Annotated in this window: 13 protein-coding genes; 8 read left to right on the top strand and 5 right to left on the bottom strand. The window is 39.2% G+C overall.

Features of this window, described 5'->3' with window-relative positions; genetic code table 11:
• Window positions 1-102: 102 nt before the first annotated feature.
• On the top strand, window positions 103-2394 hold the full coding sequence (locus tag HMPREF1505_RS10160; protein WP_036925108.1) for an NADP-dependent malic enzyme: 2292 nt from the start codon (window positions 103-105) through the stop codon (window positions 2392-2394).
• A gap of 474 nt (window positions 2395-2868) precedes the next feature.
• Here the strand turns inward: HMPREF1505_RS10160 and HMPREF1505_RS10165 are convergent, their stop codons facing one another.
• The gene (locus HMPREF1505_RS10165; RefSeq protein WP_036925110.1) at window positions 2869-4860 is read right to left on the bottom strand and encodes a dihydrofolate reductase; all 1992 of its coding nucleotides are present in this window, start codon (window positions 4858-4860) and stop codon (window positions 2869-2871) included.
• Window positions 4861-4871: 11 nt separating this feature from the next.
• On the bottom strand, window positions 4872-5330 hold the full coding sequence (locus HMPREF1505_RS10170; RefSeq protein WP_013265150.1) for an AraC family transcriptional regulator: 459 nt from the start codon (window positions 5328-5330) through the stop codon (window positions 4872-4874).
• Between the two features lie 378 nt (window positions 5331-5708).
• Between HMPREF1505_RS10170 and hcp the strand changes: the two genes are divergently transcribed.
• From hcp to HMPREF1505_RS10200, 6 genes are all read left to right on the top strand, one after another.
• Entirely contained in the window at window positions 5709-7361 is a 1653-nt protein-coding gene (hcp, locus tag HMPREF1505_RS10175) for a hydroxylamine reductase (RefSeq protein WP_036925112.1), read from the top strand.
• A gap of 706 nt (window positions 7362-8067) precedes the next feature.
• Window positions 8068-9159 carry a GDP-mannose 4,6-dehydratase gene (gmd, locus tag HMPREF1505_RS10180; protein WP_051412368.1) on the top strand — a complete coding sequence of 364 codons (1092 nt, stop codon included), beginning with the start codon at window positions 8068-8070 and terminating at the stop codon, window positions 9157-9159.
• Between the two features lie 129 nt (window positions 9160-9288).
• Window positions 9289-10491, top strand: a complete 1203-nt coding sequence (locus HMPREF1505_RS10185; protein ID WP_013265342.1) for a GDP-L-fucose synthase — start codon at window positions 9289-9291, stop codon at window positions 10489-10491.
• Window positions 10492-10598: 107 nt separating this feature from the next.
• Window positions 10599-12713 (top strand): prolyl oligopeptidase family protein, encoded by a 2115-nt coding sequence (locus HMPREF1505_RS10190; RefSeq protein ID WP_036925114.1) that lies wholly within the window; start codon window positions 10599-10601, stop codon window positions 12711-12713.
• 147 nt (window positions 12714-12860) lie between these two features.
• Window positions 12861-13625: a YaaA family protein gene (locus HMPREF1505_RS10195; RefSeq protein WP_036925116.1), complete on the top strand. Its 765-nt coding sequence runs from the start codon at window positions 12861-12863 to the stop codon at window positions 13623-13625.
• A 43-nt stretch (window positions 13626-13668) separates the two neighbouring features.
• Window positions 13669-13866 carry a hypothetical protein gene (locus HMPREF1505_RS10200; protein WP_036925118.1) on the top strand — a complete coding sequence of 66 codons (198 nt, stop codon included), beginning with the start codon at window positions 13669-13671 and terminating at the stop codon, window positions 13864-13866.
• Between the two features lie 419 nt (window positions 13867-14285).
• Here the strand turns inward: HMPREF1505_RS10200 and HMPREF1505_RS10205 are convergent, their stop codons facing one another.
• Window positions 14286-15899, bottom strand: coding sequence for a hypothetical protein (locus HMPREF1505_RS10205; RefSeq protein WP_036925120.1), 1614 nt, complete (start codon window positions 15897-15899; stop codon window positions 14286-14288).
• A 42-nt stretch (window positions 15900-15941) separates the two neighbouring features.
• Window positions 15942-16988 (bottom strand): hypothetical protein, encoded by a 1047-nt coding sequence (locus tag HMPREF1505_RS10210; RefSeq protein WP_036925124.1) that lies wholly within the window; start codon window positions 16986-16988, stop codon window positions 15942-15944.
• A gap of 168 nt (window positions 16989-17156) precedes the next feature.
• Between HMPREF1505_RS10210 and prmA the strand changes: the two genes are divergently transcribed.
• Window positions 17157-18026 (top strand): 50S ribosomal protein L11 methyltransferase, encoded by an 870-nt coding sequence (gene prmA, locus HMPREF1505_RS10215; protein WP_036925126.1) that lies wholly within the window; start codon window positions 17157-17159, stop codon window positions 18024-18026.
• On the opposite strand, the gene HMPREF1505_RS10220 is transcribed toward prmA, so the two are convergent.
• Complete coding sequence (locus HMPREF1505_RS10220; protein ID WP_369758974.1) at window positions 17950-18780, bottom strand: glycoside hydrolase family 25 protein; 831 nt, start codon at window positions 18778-18780, stop codon at window positions 17950-17952. The genes prmA and HMPREF1505_RS10220 overlap by 77 nt on opposite strands.
• Between the last annotated feature and the right edge of the window lie 312 nt (window positions 18781-19092).

The raw sequence follows: 19092 nt of genomic DNA on the forward strand, positions 1-19092 counted from the left end.
ATTACAAAAAACTTTCATAATGACATCTGTTTTAGAGTGGATTTTACTAACTTTGTCATCAAAATATACATTTTTGTAATATTAAAAGTAAAAAGATTAACTATGGTCAAGGTAACAAAAGAAGCCGCTCTGGAATATCATAACAATGGGCGTCCTGGCAAAATTGAAGTAACGCCTACAAAACCTTATAGTACACAGACAGACCTTAGTCTGGCATATTCGCCTGGCGTGGCATACCCATGCTTAGAAATTCAGCAAAATCCAGACGACGTATATAAATACACCGACAAAGGAAATTTGGTTGCAGTTATCAGTAATGGAACTGCCGTTTTAGGATTGGGTAACATCGGTGCTATGAGTGGTAAGCCTGTAATGGAAGGTAAGGGCTTACTGTTTAAGATATATGGTGGTATTGATGTTTTCGACATAGAAGTAGACGAACAGGACCCTGATAAGTTTTGTGAAGCTGTAGAAAAGATTGCTCCAACCTTTGGTGGTATCAATCTTGAGGATATCAAGGCACCTGAATGCTTTGCTATTGAGGAGCGTCTAAAGAAGACACTTGACATTCCTGTCATGCATGATGACCAGCACGGAACTGCTATCATCTCTGCTGCTGGTTTGAAGAATGCACTGGAGGTAGCTGGCAAGAACATTGCAGATGTAAAGTTAGTTGTTAATGGTGCAGGTGCTGCAGCTATTTCATGTACCAAGCTTTATATGGCTTTAGGACTAAAGAAAGAGAATATTGTAATGCTCGATTCAAAGGGTGTTATCACTTCTGATTTAAAGAATCTTACACCACAGAAGGCTCTCTTCGCTACTGACCGTCGAGATGTTCACACCTTAGAGGAAGCTATTAAGGGGGCTGACGTTTTTGTTGGATTATCAAAGGGTAATATTCTTACACAGGATATGATTCGTTCAATGAATGAGAATCCTATCGTCTTTGCTTTGGCTAATCCTGTTCCTGAGATATCATACGATGATGCTATTGCAGCACGTCCAGACGTAATCATGTCAACTGGCCGTTCAGACTATCCTAACCAGATTAATAATGTGATTGGTTTCCCATACATTTTCCGTGGTGCATTGGATGTTCATGCCAAGGCAATCAATGAGGAAATGAAGATGGCTGCTGTCCATGCTATTGCTGACTTGGCTAAACAGACAGTACCAGACGTTGTTAATCAGGTTTATCATGTAAATGACCTTACATTCGGTCCTAAATACTTTATCCCAAAACCAGTTGACCCACGACTGATTACTGAAGTTAGTGCAGCTGTAGCTAAGGCTGCTATGGACAGCGGTGTAGCACGCACTCCTATCAAGGATTTCAAGGCTTACAAGCAGCACCTACTTCAAATGTTAGGTCAGGAAACAAAATTGACACATACTCTCCACGCCACTGCTGCACAGCATCCACAACGTATTGTATTTGCTGAAGGCGGTCACCAGACTATGATGAAAGCTGCTGTACAAGCTAAGCAAGAGGGAATCTGTGTTCCTATCTTATTAGGAAATCCTGACCGTCTAAATCGTGTTGCCAACCGTTTGAAGCTTGATATCTCAGATATTGAGATTGTTGACATGCGTGCGGATAAGGAGCAGGGACGTCGTGCTACTTATGCAAAGCACTTAGCAGAGAAGCGTGCACGTGAGGGTTATACTTTTGAGGAAGCATATGATAAGATGTATGAGCGCAACTATTTCGGTATGTCAATGGTTGAGAATGGTGATGCTGATGCGCTTATCACGGGTCTATATACCAAATATAGCAATACGATTAAGGTAGCAAAGGATGTTATTGGTATTCGTCCAGAATACAAACACTTTGGTACTATGCATATTTTGAATACGAAGAAGGGTGTATTCTACATAGCAGACACACTTATTAATCGTCATCCTGACGCTGAAGTGTTGGCTGACATTGCAAAGTTAGCTGCTAACTCTGTTAGCTTCTTCAATGATAAGGCTGCTATCGCAATGCTCTCCTACTCTAACTTTGGTTCTGATAAGGAAGGTTCTCCATTAAAGGTACATACTGCTGTTGAAAAGTTGCAAAAGGAGTATCCTGACATGGCGATTGACGGTGAGATGCAGGTTAACTTTGCATTAAATAAAGAACTACGTGATGAGAAGTTCCCATTCACTCGCTTGAAAGGATTAGATGTTAACACGCTCATCTTCCCTGACTTGTCTTCTGCCAACAGTGGATATAAACTTTTGCAGGCATTGAGTCCAGAAGCAGAGGTTATTGGCCCTATTCAGATGGGTCTTAATAAGCCAATTCACTTCACTGATTTTGAGTGCTCTGTACGTGACATCGTGAACATCACAGCCGTTGCGGCTATTGATGCTTATGTGGAGAAAGTGAAAAAGAACGCATTATAAGTAATAGTACTGTTCAGAAAAAGTTTATTAGCATACGCCTTCATGAGGAGCTTCTTTTAAATGGATAATATAGCATTATCATTGAAAGATTAACTCAATTCATCAAGTAAGCTTTGCTTGCTTATGGTAGTATCACTTTTTCCTAACATAAAGTTGATTCAACTTTGTTAGCAAGTTGAATTGTATTTAGTACTTCGCACAATTGGTGTTTACCAACAACACAATACGTGTTGAGCATCAACACTACTTGTGCCGAACATAAATACATCAACTAAAAGTAAAAAAAGAGGTTCATCATGATATATAGTAGAGCACTATTTTCATGTGGACAATATTTACAGAACAGTATATTTAGAAAATAAAAGCAGGATACCACTTGGCATCCTGCATTTATTTTCTAACTTGTTAACCTTTATCGGGAATAGCTTTATATTATTGCATTCATATAGTAGAATATAAACACACTCTATCCCATTAAAGAGTTTGATAGTCTCGAGAGTAACGTAACATTTGTTCTGTGTAAGACTCTGAATAATCAACAACAACATCTATCGTCTCACCAAGTTCATTATAAACTGGTTTCAGAATAGGATTGATAAATCCTTTATAAGGTGCAATATTCAAACCCTCATACCTTCGAAGAACTTCTGCATGAAGTACAGGGTCAAGATTGATAGCATACTTCTCTACTAACGTTCGTGCAGCCTCGAAGTCACCTTCACTCTTTATACGCTGTATCTCTGCAAGTTGATAAGCAAAAATATTGCGTAAAGCATCATAATCGTTAATGCGAACATATGTTTTAGATCCACTTGTAATCTTGTCCTCACAAGTAATAAGTTCTACAACATTATTCTCTTCGCCTAACTCCATAGCCCATTGTGCTATAAGTGCACGATTCTGCATATGCGACTCTTCTATTTGCTTTCCTGGTTTTATGCGAACCTGCTGTGTGAGCAGCCCATTCATCATATAGCTGTAATACTGTGCCTTGTATGCCTCTTTACTGTCTAAAAGTCCAAGTTCTAAAAGTTTTTGATCAGCTATATAATATAATCCAAAGAGGTCAGCACGTGCTTCTTCAATTGTGTTACCATAATTCTTCAGCGCATCAGGGTCAGTATCAGGCAATAATCGTCCACTACCATGACCTAAACACTCATGAAGATCTGTATGAAGATTATCTGTTTTATCCGCATATAAATCCAACAACTTACAAGCATCAGCATCAATAACAAACTCCTCACGGAATCCGTTACCCTTAGCAGCCATATCATATGCATGTGTAAGATTAGAAATCGTGACACTCTTTGAGCCATGTTCTGCACGAATCCAGTCTGCATTTGGTAAATTAATTCCAATAGCAGAAGCAGGATATTCGTCTCCTCCTAACATTGCTGCACATATAACATTGGCTGTGACACCTTTCACAATAGCCTTGCGAAACTGAGGATCAACAGGCGAATGGTCTTCAAACCATTGTGCGTTGGCTGATATAGCCTGCGTACGATGAGTTGCTTCAAGGTCTTTATATTCGACTATGCCTTCCCAAGAACCTTTCAATCCCATTGGGTCACCATAAACTTCTATAAAACCATTAATAAAGTCTATTCTACCTTCTTGCTCACGTAACCACTCAATAGAGTAGATATCAAAATCATGAAGGTCACCTGTCTCATAATAGCGAATCAACAGATTTATAACATGAAGCTGTTGGGCGTTTTCAACAAAGTCCTTTGCACGATTCAACCAATATACAATCTTTTCGATTGCTGCACTATATTTGCCATCAATCTTCCATACATCCTCACGGATAGAATCACCTTCTTTTACAAGAGTAGAATTTAATCCATAGGATGGAGCTTCATTTGTTGGACCATCTTTCTTTAACTTAGCATAGAATTCTTCAACTTCATGCTGCGAAACTCCGTCATAATAATTACAAGCAGAAGAGCGTACAATATCTTTACCATCTGACTTATCAACTCGCTTGGGAAGAATCGTTGGATCAAAGATTACTGGACACAATTCGTTAAGTAAAGAAGTAACACTCTCTCCATCATTAAGTGGAAGCAACTTAGAATCAATTGCTAAAACTTCATTACGAAAAAAATCTTCCGTAAATAAAGGTGAGAATTTGTCGCAAGCATAATGATGATAAATACCACTGGCAAACCAAACGTGCTTCAGATATTCTTCTAAAGCACGAAAATTATGTTCTAACCTATCACCATTGAAGTTCAAATAGACAGCCTCTAAAGTTTTTCTAATACGGAGGTTGTATTTGCCAAATTGGTCAAACGTTATATCACGTCCAAATAGTGTTGCTTCTGACAAGCAATAAATTAGCTGTTTTTGCCGAATTGTCAGTGATTCGAAATCCGGAAGCCGATATCGTAACATTTGTATATCGGCAAACCGTTCATCCTGAAAGTTAAAAGCTTCTTCTCCTATCGATTCTATCATTTTGTTTTAAATCATTTCTTAAGTGGTTTTTTCAAACGCACTTCTTCTGAAGAGGGTTGTGCCAAATGGCGCATTCTGTAGTCACGAGGTGTGACACCATTTAATTTGTAGAAAGAAGCATAGAAAGACTGCCTATTAGAGAAGCCCACCATATCACTGATATCTTCCATATTCAGTTCTTGATAACGCTTGTCAACCAAAAGAGCCATTGCTTCCTCTATTCGGAATTTGTTAACAAATGACGTGTAGTTCATGTGGAATCGCACATTAACCACAGCCGAGATGTAGCGCGTATTAGTTCCTAAGTCCTCAGCAAGTTGCTTGGCAGAATAATTCTTGTCTTTGTAACGCTGCTGAATAAGAATGATATTAAGGATCTTCTCCTTTAACTCATCCATTAATTGCGGACTGACCAAACTACGGTAGGCGGCTACCTTCTCTTTTTTTTCTGTTAAATTGTACTTAGCCATAATCCGTGTATTTTTAGTTACCTATTCTGTTATTACACTGCAAATATAACATATTTAATTAAGAATGTCAAGTTTATGGCAAGTTTTTTAATATCTATTAGTTATTAAATTTCGCAAATATTTTATTACATTCCAATATATACATGTAGAAAATATTTACAAACATCACCTTAACATCTTTTTATACAAAGCGTTTCCGATTTTTATCTTTTACGCTCTTCTTTACATCAAAGTGATATTATAGATAAAAAACATCACATAATTAGATTTATTGTTTTTTAACCTTTAACCGTCACATATGTTACCTTATTGGCTTTTTTTTATCTATAATTTTGCAGCCATAATAACATTATAGAAATAATATATAAATCAAAAAACATGGCAGAGAACAAAATGTTCTGTTTCCAATGTCAGGAAACAGCAAAGGGTACAGGATGTACCATTCAAGGTGTTTGCGGTAAAAAAGCTGAGACAAGCCGTTGGCAAGATTTGTTACTTGGTGTTGTAAGAGGTGTAGCTACGATTTCAGACTCACTTCGCAATGCAGGTATTAAAACAAACCAGGAGGTTGGTGATTATATTGTAGATGCACTTTTTGCAACTATCACCAATGCAAATTTTGATGATCAGGCTATATTAAATAAGGTGGACAACGGTGTACGTATCAAACGTGAGTTGCTCGCACTTGCAAAAGAGAACAATGTAACATTGCCTAACTACCAGGAAGTAAACTGGGGTGGTGAGAAAGCAGACTATGAAGCTGAGGGGGATCGTGAGGGCGTTCTCCGTACAGAGAATGAAGACCTCCGTTCATTGAAGGAGTTGACAGTACTCGGTTTGAAGGGTATGGCAGCTTACTATGAGCACGCATCACGTCTCAATGAGCGTAATGAAGAGATTATTGCATTCATGGAAAAGGCACTTGCCACCATTTCTAACCCAGCAGCAGACATGGATACATTGCTGGCTACTGTTATGGAAACAGGTAAGTTCGGTGTTGATGCAATGGCATTACTTGACAAGGCTAACACTCAGGCATACGGTAATCCAGAACTTACAAAGGTAAATATTGGTACAGGTAGCCGTCCAGGTATCCTTATCTCTGGTCATGACTTGAAGGATATCGAGCAGCTTTTGGAGCAAACAGAGGGAACTGGCGTAGATGTTTACACCCACGGAGAGATGCTCCCAGCTCATTATTATCCACAGTTGAAGAAGTACAAGCACCTCGTTGGAAACTATGGTAATGCATGGTGGAAGCAGAAGGAAGAGTTTGAAACATTCAATGGTCCTATCGTCTTCACAACCAACTGTATTGTTCCTCCTTCACCAAAGGCAAGCTATAAGGACCGCGTATTCACAACAAACGCAACAGGTTTCCCAGGCTGGAAGCATATCCTTGCTGATGAGAACGGTCACAAGGACTTCTCTGAGGTAATCGAAATTGCTAAGACTTGTAAGGCTCCAACAGCTATCGAACAGGGTGAGATCATCGGTGGATTTGCTCATGCACAGGTATTTGCTTTGGCTGATCAGGTTGTTGAGGCTGTTAAGAGTGGCGCAATCCGCAAGTTTGTCGTAATGAGTGGATGTGATGGTCGTATGAAGAGCCGTGACTACTATACAGAGTTTGCTGCTCAGTTACCAAAGGATACTGTCATCTTAACCAGTGGTTGTGCTAAGTTCAAATATAATAAGCTGAACCTTGGCGATATCAATGGAATCCCACGTGTATTGGATGCAGGACAGTGTAATGACTCTTATTCATGGGCAGTTGTTGCCTTGAAGCTGAAAGAGATTTTTGGTGCAAACGACATCAATGATCTTCCAATCGAGTTCAATATTGCATGGTATGAGCAGAAAGCAGTTATCGTTCTGCTTGCCCTACTCTACCTCGGCATTAAGAATATTCATATTGGTCCTACATTGCCAGCCTTCGTTTCTCCAAACGTTCTGAAAGTGTTGATTGAGAACTTCGGCCTTGGTGGTATCACATCTGTTGAAGAAGACCTCAAGAACATGGTAGGATAAACCAAATAACCACTTATTAAAACCAAAAGTCCATTCTTTTTAGAGTGGACTTTTTTATTTAACCCAAATCAATCATTATAGCCTAAACAGATTATATTATGGAATAATACTACGGTGAGAGTTTGAGTACTGTGTTCTAATTACCCCATTTGAGTTGAAGTTTAAATGTGTATTATTATAAGGTGTATCAAGGTTAGTAAGCATAAAAATGTAGTAATTTAACAAACACATTAGAATGAAATAGCAGATTTGATTCTAACCAAAAGTTTTTGTGTAAACATTTTTTTTAACCACAACTTATTTATAGATGCTCTTTTGGCATTGAAAAGACGCCCTTTTGGCTTGCAAAAGGTGCTCTTTTGGAGTCTTATTAACGCCCTTTTAGAAGCCAACTAAGCAGCTTTTCAAATGCAATCATGTAAGACTCTCAAAATAAAAGAGTTACAAAACTAAGTAAAATGCTCTTTTTATGACTTGTCTCAACGTAAAACACCAATTAAAATGTAAATAAAATTCAGCACAAAAACATCATAATTTGCAAATAATCATATCAATAATGACCTAACAAAGATTAGCATTGAATATCTACTTGAAAATAAATTAAATATAAATTTGAAGTTTATTATTCTTAAATTGACTAATTATTAATATTATTTTGTATCTTTGTCCTATTATAAAAAAATAATAATATCATCATAAAAATACAATGCAGAAAAAAGCACTTATTACGGGTATTACAGGCCAGGATGGTTCCTATTTGGCAGAGTTATTACTCGAAAAAGGTTATGATGTACATGGTACTATTCGTCGTTCATCAGTAGATTTCCGTGAGCGTATTGCTCATTTAGAAGGTCGTCCACACTTCCACTTGCATTATGCAGACCTTGGCGACTCTATGAGTATCCTTGGTGTAATCAGTAAAGTGCGTCCTGATGAGATTTATAACCTTGCAGCACAGAGTCACGTACAGGTAAGTTTTGATTCTCCTGAATTTACTGCTGACGTTGATGCTGTTGGTGTATTACGTATCTTAGAATCAGTTCGCCAGTTGGGTATGACAGAAACTTGTCGTATCTATCAGGCTTCTACTTCTGAGTTGTATGGTAAGGTTGAGGAAGTTCCACAAAACGAAAACACCCCATTCCATCCTTACAGCCCATACGCTGTAGCTAAGCAGTATGGCTTCTGGATTACAAAGGAGTATCGTGAGGCTTACAACATGTATTGTTGCTCTGGTATCCTCTTCAACCACGAGAGTGAGCGTCGTGGCGAGACTTTCGTTACACGTAAGATTACACTTGCTGCTGCACGTATCAAGCAGGGCAAGCAGGAAAAACTCTATTTGGGTAATCTTGGTTCTCTTCGTGACTGGGGCTATGCTAAGGATTACGTTGAGTGCATGTGGTTGATACTCCAGCAGGAGAAGCCAGAGGACTTCGTTATTGCTACTGGTATACAGCATAGCGTACGTGAGTTCTGCTATTATGCATTTAAGCGTGTTGGTATTGAACTCGAATTCCAAGGTGAGGACATGGATGAGAAGGGTATTGATAAGGCTACAGGAAAGGTACTTATTGAGGTTAGTCCAGACTTCTATCGTCCTACTGACGTTGTCAATCTCTGGGGAGACCCAACAAAGGCAAAGGCGAAACTCGGTTGGAATCCTAACAGTACAAGTTTTGAAGAGCTTGTCAACATTATGGTAGACAGCGACATGGCTAAGGTTGCTTCTGAGGGTGCAGCTGAGAAGGTTAGAACAAACCTTGAAGAGTATTTGGAGAAGGGTATCGTTAAGTAAGAACACTTCAGCCTTCCCTCCCCCTCTTATAAGAGGGATAATTACCGCTTACGCTGATAGTTGGCGATTCCAAATAATCGCTTACTATCAGCTATTATTACTTTTTATCGTCTATTCAACAAACACGCAATGAACAAAAATAGTAAAATATACATTGCTGGACACAATGGATTAGTTGGCTCAGCAATATGGAACAACCTTCTTCAACGAGGATATACAAATCTCGTTGGAAGAAGCCATAAAGAATTAGATCTGACAGATCAGCAGGCTGTGAAGCGTTTCTTTGATGAAGAGAAACCTGATGCCGTTGTCCTTGCTGCTGCTTTCGTTGGAGGTATTATGGCAAACTATCTCTATCGTGCAGACTTCATCATGCAGAATATGAAGATGCAATGCAATGTTATTGAGCAGAGCTACCTTCATAAGGTAGAGAAACTTCTCTTCCTTGGAAGTACGTGTATCTATCCAAAGAACGCACCACAGCCAATGCGCGAGGATTGTTTGCTGACTTCTCCACTGGAATATAGCAACGAGGAGTATGCTATTGCAAAGATAGCAGGTCTTAAGATGTGTGAAAGCTATAACCTCCAGTATGGTACTAATTACATAGCTGTCATGCCAACAAATCTCTATGGTCCTAATGATAACTTCCATTTGGAGAACTCTCATGTGATGCCAGCTATGATGCGCAAGATTTATCTTGCGAAACTTATTCACGAAAACAACTGGGGTGCTATCCGTAATGATATGGATAAGCGTCCTATCAATCCAACTGATAAACTGCGTGCGGAGATTGGTGAAGGTAATGTTGATGGCAAGAATACAGAAGAGCGCATCTTGAAAGCACTCGCTTTCTATGGTATTGAGAATAATAAGGTGACCCTATGGGGTGACGGAAGTCCATTACGCGAATTCCTTTGGAGTGAGGATATGGCTGATGCCAGCGTTCACGTCTTATTAAATGTAGACTTCAAAGATATCATTGGCATAGAGAAATATTCAAGTGTTTTCTACGGTGCAAAGATTGATGGAGCTGTTGACCGCAACAACTCTGAGGGTCGTGGTGGTGCTATCCCATCTTTAGGAGAGATTCGTAACTGTCATATCAATGTTGGTACTGGTAAGGAACTTACTATCAAAGAACTTGCAGAACTTGTTAAGAAGACCGTTCACTTTGAAGGAGATATCATCTGGGATGCCGAGAAACCAAATGGTACACCACGTAAACTCATTGATGTTGAGAAGTTGCACAGCCTTGGTTGGACGCACAAAGTAGAAATTGAGGATGGTGTTGAGAAGCTCTACGAGTGGTATCAAGAAAGCTTAAAGTAATTCTTATTGCTAATTAGGCATATTGGGCATGTTAGCCCAATAAGCCTAATTTGACTAATAAGTCCACCCAATCGCAAACAGCGAACATTCAATCAAATCTTTACTATATGAAGAAACAAGTATTACTAACCGCAGCATTATTGTCTGCTACAAGCATGATGGCACAGAAGCTAACGTATCCACAAGCTCCAAAGGACGGGACTGTAGACACCTATTTTGGTGTTCAAGTTGCCGATCCTTATCGTCCATTAGAGAATGACAGTTCCAAAGCTACCGCTGAATGGGTAGCTGCTGAGAACAAGGTTACACAAGAGTATCTTTCTCGTATTCCATTCCGAGCAAAGCTCTTCAACCGTATGAAGGAGTTGGCGAACTATGAGAAGGTATCGGCTCCTTCCTATATCAAATCTATAGGTAAGTGGCTTTTCTACAAAAATGATGGTCTGCAGAACCAAAGTGTACTCTACATTATGGACCGTCTTGGGGATGAGAAGAACGCACGTGTTTTCCTTAACCCTAACCAATTGTCATCAGACGGAACCGTTGCACTGAAGGGTATCTACTTCTCACACAACGGTAAGTATGCAACCTACTCTATCTCTCGCAGCGGAAGTGACTGGCAAGAGTTCTATGTTATGGATGTCAAGACTGGAAAACTGCTTGATGACCATATTACTTGGGCAAAGTTTTCTGGCGCATCATGGCAAGGTGACGGATTCTATTACAGTGCTTACGATGCTCCACAGAAGGGACATGAGTTTAGTAATGTGAATTCTATCCAGAAAATCTACTATCACAAGATTGGTACTCCACAGTCTGAGGATGTTCTCTTCTATCAGAATCCAGCGAATCCTATGCGCTTCTACGCTGTAAGTGTCAATGAAGAAGAAACCATAATGTTCCTATATGAAAGCGGTGCAGGCTCAGGCAACATTGTCTATGTACGTGATCTCCGTCAGCCTAACAGCCAATTCATTCAGATGACATCAAATCTTGATTTGCAATATAGTTTAGTTGAAACTATTGGTGACAAGATGTACTTCCTTACAAACGATGGCGCACCAAAGAACCGACTTATGGTTACCGACCTTAAGCACCCTGGTTTCAGCGAGTGGAAAACACTTGTACCAGAGTCTAAGGATATGCTTGAAGGTGTAACCTTTGCTGATGGTAAGATGATTCTGAACTATATGAAAGATGCTTCCAGCCACGCTTACGTTTACTCTATGGATGGAAAGCAACTTTCTGAGATAAAACTTCCTACATTGGGCAGTGCAAGTTTCTATGGAGAAAAGGACCGGAAGGAAGTATTCTACTCCTTCTCATCTTTCACCGTACCAACCACCATCTATCAGTATGACCTCGCCACAACTAACAGCAAGGTGTATGCTGCACCAAAGGTTAAGTTCAAGGAGTCTGATTATGTCTGCGAACAGGTATTCTATCCAAGTAAGGACGGAACAAAGATTCCTCTCTTTATCACTTATAAAAAAGGTTTAAAGCGCAATGGTAAGAACCCAGTATTCCTCTATGGATATGGCGGTTTCAACGTACCTTTAACTCCTTACTTCTCTTCGGTACGTATTCCTTTCATCGAAAATGGTGGAATCTATGCTCAAGCATCCCTACGAGGTGGCAGTGAGTATGGTGAGGACTGGCACATAGCTGGTACGAAGATGCAGAAACAGAATGTCTTTGATGACTTCATTGCAGCTGGTGAATGGCTTATTGAAAACAAGTATACAAGTAAAGACTACCTCGCTATTGTTGGCGGTTCAAATGGTGGTTTGCTTATAGGAGCTTGCATGACACAGCGTCCTGACCTCTTTAAAGTATGTATTCCACAAGTAGGAGTAATGGATATGTTGCGCTATCATAAGTTTACGATTGGTTGGAACTGGGCTCCAGACTATGGAACAAGCGAAGATTCAAAGGAGATGTTTGAGTATCTTCACGCTTATTCTCCACTCCACAATCTCCGTCCTGGCACAAAGTATCCAGCAACTTTGGTAACAACAGCCGACCATGACGACCGTGTTGTACCTGCGCACTCATTTAAGTTTGCAGCTACCCTGCAGGCTGACAATGCTGCCAACACACCAACACTCATTCGCATTGATACCAAGGCAGGCCACGGAAGTGGTAAGCCTTTGTCTAAGCAGTTGGAAGAGCAGGCTGACATCTACGGCTTTATCCTTTATAATATGGGATTAAAATATTAAGAGTTCAGAGGAGTTATGTTCATATATCTTTGTTTGAAAAGTAACTTCTTGCAATAGCATAACTCCTCAAACTCCCAAACATATTTCATGAATAACAGTATTGTATTAATTCAATTTTAATACTCAACCTATTAAGTTTCCAATCAAATGCAGATTCTATTAGCATCCGCTAAGATAATGAACAGTACCACTACGGTACAAACCCCAAAAACACACCTGCCTCGCTTCAAAAAAGAAGCGGGGCAGATGGCGTTAGAATTAGGTGACCTTTCTGTTGAAGAACTTGCAAAAACAATTCCATGCAATGAAAAGATTGCACTTGAAAATAAGTTACGTTATCAAGATTTCTTCAACGAGGAAGCCTACTTACCTGCCCTCCTCGCTTACTACGGACAAGCATATAAATGCCTTAAAGCACAGGAGTACAGTCAGGAAAACTTCTCATATGCTGACAAACATCTTTGGATAACAAGTTTTCTTTATGGTCTCTTACGTCCATTAGACCTTATCCATCCCTATCGTCTTGAAGGAAAAGCCAAACTTCCTTTGTTTGAAGGTAAGAACATGTTTGCTTATTGGAAGCCTTTCCTCACAGATATCCTCATTGAAGCAGTGAAAGCTGACGATGGAATCCTTGTACACTTGGCAACAGAAGAGTTCCAACATCTATTCGATTGGAAACGATTACAAAAAGAGATACGTATTATTCAACCACTCTTTATGGTTGATCAAGGGAGTCGACTGAAGGCTGTTAGTGTCTATGCAAAGAGCTGTCGTGGCGCTATGACAAGTTATATACTTCGTAACCAACTGGCATCGCCCAACGACCTTCTTTCCTTCGAGTATGATGGTTTCACCTATCACAAAGACTATGGAGATGAGAACCATCCACACTTTATCCTAAAGCCTTAATCAGTATTCACACCTTATTATAAATATAAAAGTCAAATTAATTATGTCAATAGAAGAATATCGCCAAGAAATACTTACCTTATTACTTGCTAAAACAAACAGTAAGGGTGAACCACGTTTTGAAGAAGCAGCTGCTAAGGAGCTACTTGACCAACTATCAGACGAAGAACTGGAAGAGGGTATCTTATTCAACACACCTGAGGACGTAGCTGAAATCCTATCAGAAGTTGGAACACTCTAAGCACACATTATAAGCAACAAAAGAAAACATAGACAACAAACGATTGTTTATTAGAGTTTTCTCTCGGCTTATTAAAGCTTATTCCATCTTAAAATCTCACATTCATAGCAACGAAATATCTTTACATAGTTTTTAGATATTTCTACTTAAAAACAAGAAATAAAAGCATTTTTCAACCTTCTTGTAACCTTCTACTTATCAAGAAGTTATAAAGTTGTGCAAGAAAAGGTGCTTACTTAGCCTTCAAAAGGGCGTTAGTTAGAGTCTTAAAGAGCATCTTTAACAAGTCAATTAAGGCTTAATTAGAATGCTATTCATGGTTATTAAAAATGCTAATGAGGATTTATTTTGACAAAACAACAAAAAAGGTAAAAGAGTATGAACCCTTTTACCTTTTTTATTATTTACTAAGTTTCTTCTTAGAAACGATAACCCAATGTAAGAAGTAACTGACTTCTGTTATTCTTAACATCAGTGTTTGAAGCAATGTTAGACTCCGTTATTGTTGTAGTACCAGATGTGTAAGTAACGTCTTTTACATTAGAGAATGGAGCAAAAGAACCTTTCTGTGCACTATACTGATAAGCCAAGTCTATGTTGAACTTCTTAACCTGATAACCAACACCTAATGTGAAGCGATTAATTTCGCCCCAGTTTGTGTAGTCTGTTGTTGAAGAATATGCTGTACCTAAAGAAGCAAGACCTGGGTCTTTCTGACCATCATTCGCATACTTTGCACCAACATAGTTATAACCCATACGCAAAGCAACATTGCTTACAGGCTTGTACTCAACACCTAACTTCAATGTGCTAACACCCTTCAGAACCTCCTTAGTGTGTGCATTCATATTCTTGTCTGAGATTGATGACTCGTAGTACTGATCATAGTAATAATCATAATAGCCACCATTGTTAACTCTGCTATTAATATTAGCATAGTTTTCATATTCATATGTAGCACCCAAGGCAATGTTATTACCAATAGTGTGACCAAGAGAGAAGCCAAACTTCCATGGTGTCCACATCTTGAAATCGTATGAATTGCTAATGTAAGATTCCTTATTTGTTGTACCCTGAGCATAAACAAGACCTGTTGCATTTGATGTTGTTAAGTCATACCATGTTGGAGACTTCACATATGCACCAATTCTAAATGGAGACTCAGCTACTGGGCGAACAATTACACCAGCTGTAATATCAAAACCTGAACCCGTTACCTTTCTCTCATCACGAACAAGTACACCACCAGCATTGTTTAAGTTCTCACGATACTCACTGTATCCCTTGTAATTAACATCCTTCATACCGAATGTCAAACCGAGATAAACTCTGTCATTGAGGTTTCCACTCACAGCAAAGTCATAATTACCAATATAGCCAGTATGCGCGCGGTCTAAAGTATAACCAGTGGCTTTCTCATAATTATAAGTTCCTGTGCTACCTGGAATCAATGAATTCCAATAAAGGTTATCAATCTGACTCCAAGTATATGCAACATTTGTTGATGTAGCATTTACATAGCCGATATTCTGACCATCTTTATTCTTACCAACATAGAATCCTCCATTGTTCTCATCACCAAGTAAGCCTTTAATATATGACTGCTTATTCTGTGAACTTCCATTCAAAGAGCCTGCAGCATTAAGGATATAATCAAAGTTCTTGCTCTTATGATAGTTGAAACCAAAGTTAAGGAAAGACTTCTGACCAGTACGAGTAGTATAGACACCACCAATCTGGTCGAAACTCAGATTAGTCTTCTTACCATTAGAGAACTCTTTACCATCTGATTGCATAAGAAGACCAGCACTGAGACTAACATTGCTGTGACGGAACAAACCGATACCAGCTGGGTTAGAACCGATAGTAGAAATATCAGCACCCAAGGCTTCCATGGCTCCACCCATACCAACATAGCGTGCAGTACCATTCAAGTCCTCTCCTGCTAACTTAGCATTCTCGTATGTCTCCTGTGCATTTGCAGACAAAGCAGCAAACAACGAAACAGCAAAGAAAATATATTTACTCTTCATTTCTGATATTCTTTATTAATTAAACATTCATTATCCAAAATACTATCTATGACTACCGAAGGCACTGCGTGAGCCACCAGAACTGCTGCCTCCACCGCCAGAATATGAGCCACCGAAGTTACCACCACCTCTTGCACCACCAAATGAGCTTGGTGAAGGCTGTGAGAATGTAGAGCGCTCTGGCTGAGAATAAGAGCGTGTCTGATTCTCAAAACCATTCTGACGTGCGCCAGCGAAGCGATCATAGTAGTTTCTCATATCATTACTCTGAGATGCATTGTTACCATACTGGTTTACATTGCCACGACGATTTGAGTAAGATGAGCGTCCGTTGTCATAGGAACCACTTCTTGCTTGAGAACCAAAGTCTCTTGGAGAGTTACCCCAGTGATTAGCTGTACCCGTATGACCATTGTAAGCATAGTAGCCACCTCTTCTATAACCATAGTAAGGATAACCACCATAATAGCCATAATATCTGCTCCATGGGTTGTACCAACCATAGTCAGCATAACCATAATAGTATGGATAACCGCCGTAGTAGCCATAATATGGATAACCACCATAATAGCTATAGTAAGGATAGCCACCATAATAACCATATGACCATGGATCATCCCATCTGTCATACCAGCCACCATAATAAGGTGAACGCCATCCCCATCCTACATAGAACGAAGAGCGACCAGCAAACCATGGGTCATAATAGCCACCCCAAAATCCATCAAAACGACTCATTCTTCGGCTATAAGCAAAGTCATCGTTATCACTTTCGTACTGACGAGTGAAACCTCCATAGATAGTATCTAACACTACAGAGTCGCCATGCAACGTAGAGATACGCGACATAAAGATATCGTTTCCAAGAGAATCAACTCCTATTTTCTTATAATTATACTTGCCACGACGATTGTATTCATCATTAGACTTACCAATACCGCTATAATATACAGGGCGATCCTCCTCTACTTTACTCTGTTGATAAGCAGACTGATCCGCCTTTGACGGGGTAAAATAAAGGTCATCTTGCGCCATTGATAGCAATGGCATAGCTCCAAATAAAACCGAAAGTAATACTGAACGTTTCATATACCTTTTTTTTAATTTACACTTGTTTTAACACCAAGATAATGTTTGTACACAATCTTTATAGTGCAAAAATAAGATAACTTTCTTTGCAAATATACGGATTTTCCCTAATCCATGGTAGGTTTTTCCCTATTTTTTATAATTTTGCAGTAGAAATTTAACACCAAGATGAAATATATACAAGTAAAGTTTACGGCAGAACCTGATTCTCAGGATGTAAGAGACATCATTGCAGCTCTTGCAGCTGAAGTTGGATTTGATTCCTTCACAGACGAACCAGACGGACTCGTTGGCTACTGCCAAGAAGACCTTTTCAATGAAGAAACACTCACTGAGACCATGCAGAACTTGCCAATTCCAGACGTAAAAGTTTCTTTCGAAGCTGCTAAAGCTGAGGATAAGAATTGGAATGAGGAATGGGAAAAAGCAGGTTTCGACCCTATCATCATTGACGACCGCTGTGCTATCATCTGTAAGAATATGGAAGAAGATGCCACAGCTACCTATCCTCAACTTGAGAAAATCCCAATGAAGATTACCATTGATGCACAACAAGCATTTGGAACAGGTACACATGAGACAACACAGATGATTGTTTCATTACTATTAAACCAAGACCTCAAAGAAAAGAGAGTTCTTGATTGTGGTTGTGGAACAGGTATTTTAGGCATTGTTGCTGCAAAGTGCGGTGCAAAAGAAGTTGTAAGCTATGACATTGATGAGTGGAGTGTACGCAATGCTGAGCATAATGCCGAACTAAATGGTGTAGAATTAGATGTGCTTGAAGGCGACAGACGAGTCTTGTCACACGTGAGTGGTGTCTTTGATGTTATCTTAGCAAATATCAACCGTAACATTATCCTTGAAGATATAGACGAGTTTGTCAGCGTTATGACAACAGAATCAAAGATTATTCTGAGTGGATTTTATGAGCAAGACGCAGAGGCTATCCTTCAAAAAGCTAATGAACTCGGTCTGAAAGAGAATCAACGTTTGTTGAATCACGATTGGTGTTGCCTACTACTTGAACGTCAGTAACATCATCTTGGATAAGTAGTTGCTGTAAGTCATAGAAGCTACCATTGTAGATGTCTAAGTCTACATACCCCTTAATACCTGGCAGCCTTCCGGCATCGGTATGCTGCCAGAATTTCCAAGCACCTTGGTACTCCATCTGATTAACATAATAGTGAGCTATCCAATAAGGATAATCATCAAAGCGAGAATCAGAAAGGTATTGGTCTTTAAACTTATAATAGGTATAGATGATAGGTTTCACATGATACCTATCTTCTACTATATGTAGCCATGTCAGAATATTCTGCTGGAACTCTTCTGTACTGATATTCTTTGGTTTATGTTCCACATCAAGCACAGGTGGTAAATCTCCCGGCTGTAGATGAACCATGGCAAGGAAGAAATAAGCCTGCCGACGTGCTGACGACTTATTACTCCAGAAATGATAAACACCACGTATAAAACCATGTTCTTTCGCATTGGAGAAGTTATCACGGAACTTAGTATCAATATGACTATCGCCCTCCGTTGACTTGATAATCACAAAACGAATAGGCAAACGGTCTATCAGCGCATTTCTAAGTCGATTCCAGTTAATCGTACCTTGATAACGACTTACATCAATACCATAAATCGTATAACCTTCAGGATAATCTGGATCACCATAAATAGCACGCCATCTGAAGCCTGTAGGTGATACTAAAAAGAAGTAAAACAGAAAACTATACCCTACAGCAAGACACAATCCTCCAGCCCAACGCATCCAACTTGGCATTTGAATCCAAGTCTTTAGTATTGAATGAAACGCTTTGGAGATAAACATTTTCTTACTTTTGGATAATTTAAAGTTCTACTTTACTTCTACATTAAATTGACTTTCGAGAATTCTTTTCATGAACAAAAATATTTATTTTCATGAAGAAAAAGATTTATTTACGTGAAGATAAATAATTATTTTCATGAAAATAAATTAGCACACTACTTAAATATGAGTTCAAACATGTTGTTTCTTTAGATCAATAGACAACAAAAATGAAAGCGATTAAGCACTACTTACAGCTGTATTCATGTGCTTTTATTCTCGTAT

This window comes from Prevotella sp. ICM33 (assembly GCF_000517825.1).
In the GTDB taxonomy this organism is placed as follows: Bacteria; Bacteroidota; Bacteroidia; order Bacteroidales; family Bacteroidaceae; genus Prevotella; species Prevotella melaninogenica.

Coding starts and splice junctions, on each gene's coding strand:
- HMPREF1505_RS10160 (WP_036925108.1), top strand. CDS start 103: ATGGTCAAGGTAACAAAAGAAGCCGCTCTGGAATATCATAACAATGGG.
- HMPREF1505_RS10165 (WP_036925110.1), bottom strand. CDS start 4,860: ATGATAGAATCGATAGGAGAAGAAGCTTTTAACTTTCAGGATGAACGG.
- HMPREF1505_RS10170 (WP_013265150.1), bottom strand. CDS start 5,330: ATGGCTAAGTACAATTTAACAGAAAAAAAAGAGAAGGTAGCCGCCTAC.
- hcp (WP_036925112.1), top strand. CDS start 5,709: ATGGCAGAGAACAAAATGTTCTGTTTCCAATGTCAGGAAACAGCAAAG.
- gmd (WP_051412368.1), top strand. CDS start 8,068: ATGCAGAAAAAAGCACTTATTACGGGTATTACAGGCCAGGATGGTTCC.
- HMPREF1505_RS10185 (WP_013265342.1), top strand. CDS start 9,289: ATGAACAAAAATAGTAAAATATACATTGCTGGACACAATGGATTAGTT.
- HMPREF1505_RS10190 (WP_036925114.1), top strand. CDS start 10,599: ATGAAGAAACAAGTATTACTAACCGCAGCATTATTGTCTGCTACAAGC.
- HMPREF1505_RS10195 (WP_036925116.1), top strand. CDS start 12,861: ATGCAGATTCTATTAGCATCCGCTAAGATAATGAACAGTACCACTACG.
- HMPREF1505_RS10200 (WP_036925118.1), top strand. CDS start 13,669: ATGTCAATAGAAGAATATCGCCAAGAAATACTTACCTTATTACTTGCT.
- HMPREF1505_RS10205 (WP_036925120.1), bottom strand. CDS start 15,899: ATGAAGAGTAAATATATTTTCTTTGCTGTTTCGTTGTTTGCTGCTTTG.
- HMPREF1505_RS10210 (WP_036925124.1), bottom strand. CDS start 16,988: ATGAAACGTTCAGTATTACTTTCGGTTTTATTTGGAGCTATGCCATTG.
- prmA (WP_036925126.1), top strand. CDS start 17,157: ATGAAATATATACAAGTAAAGTTTACGGCAGAACCTGATTCTCAGGAT.
- HMPREF1505_RS10220 (WP_369758974.1), bottom strand. CDS start 18,780: ATGCCAAGTTGGATGCGTTGGGCTGGAGGATTGTGTCTTGCTGTAGGG.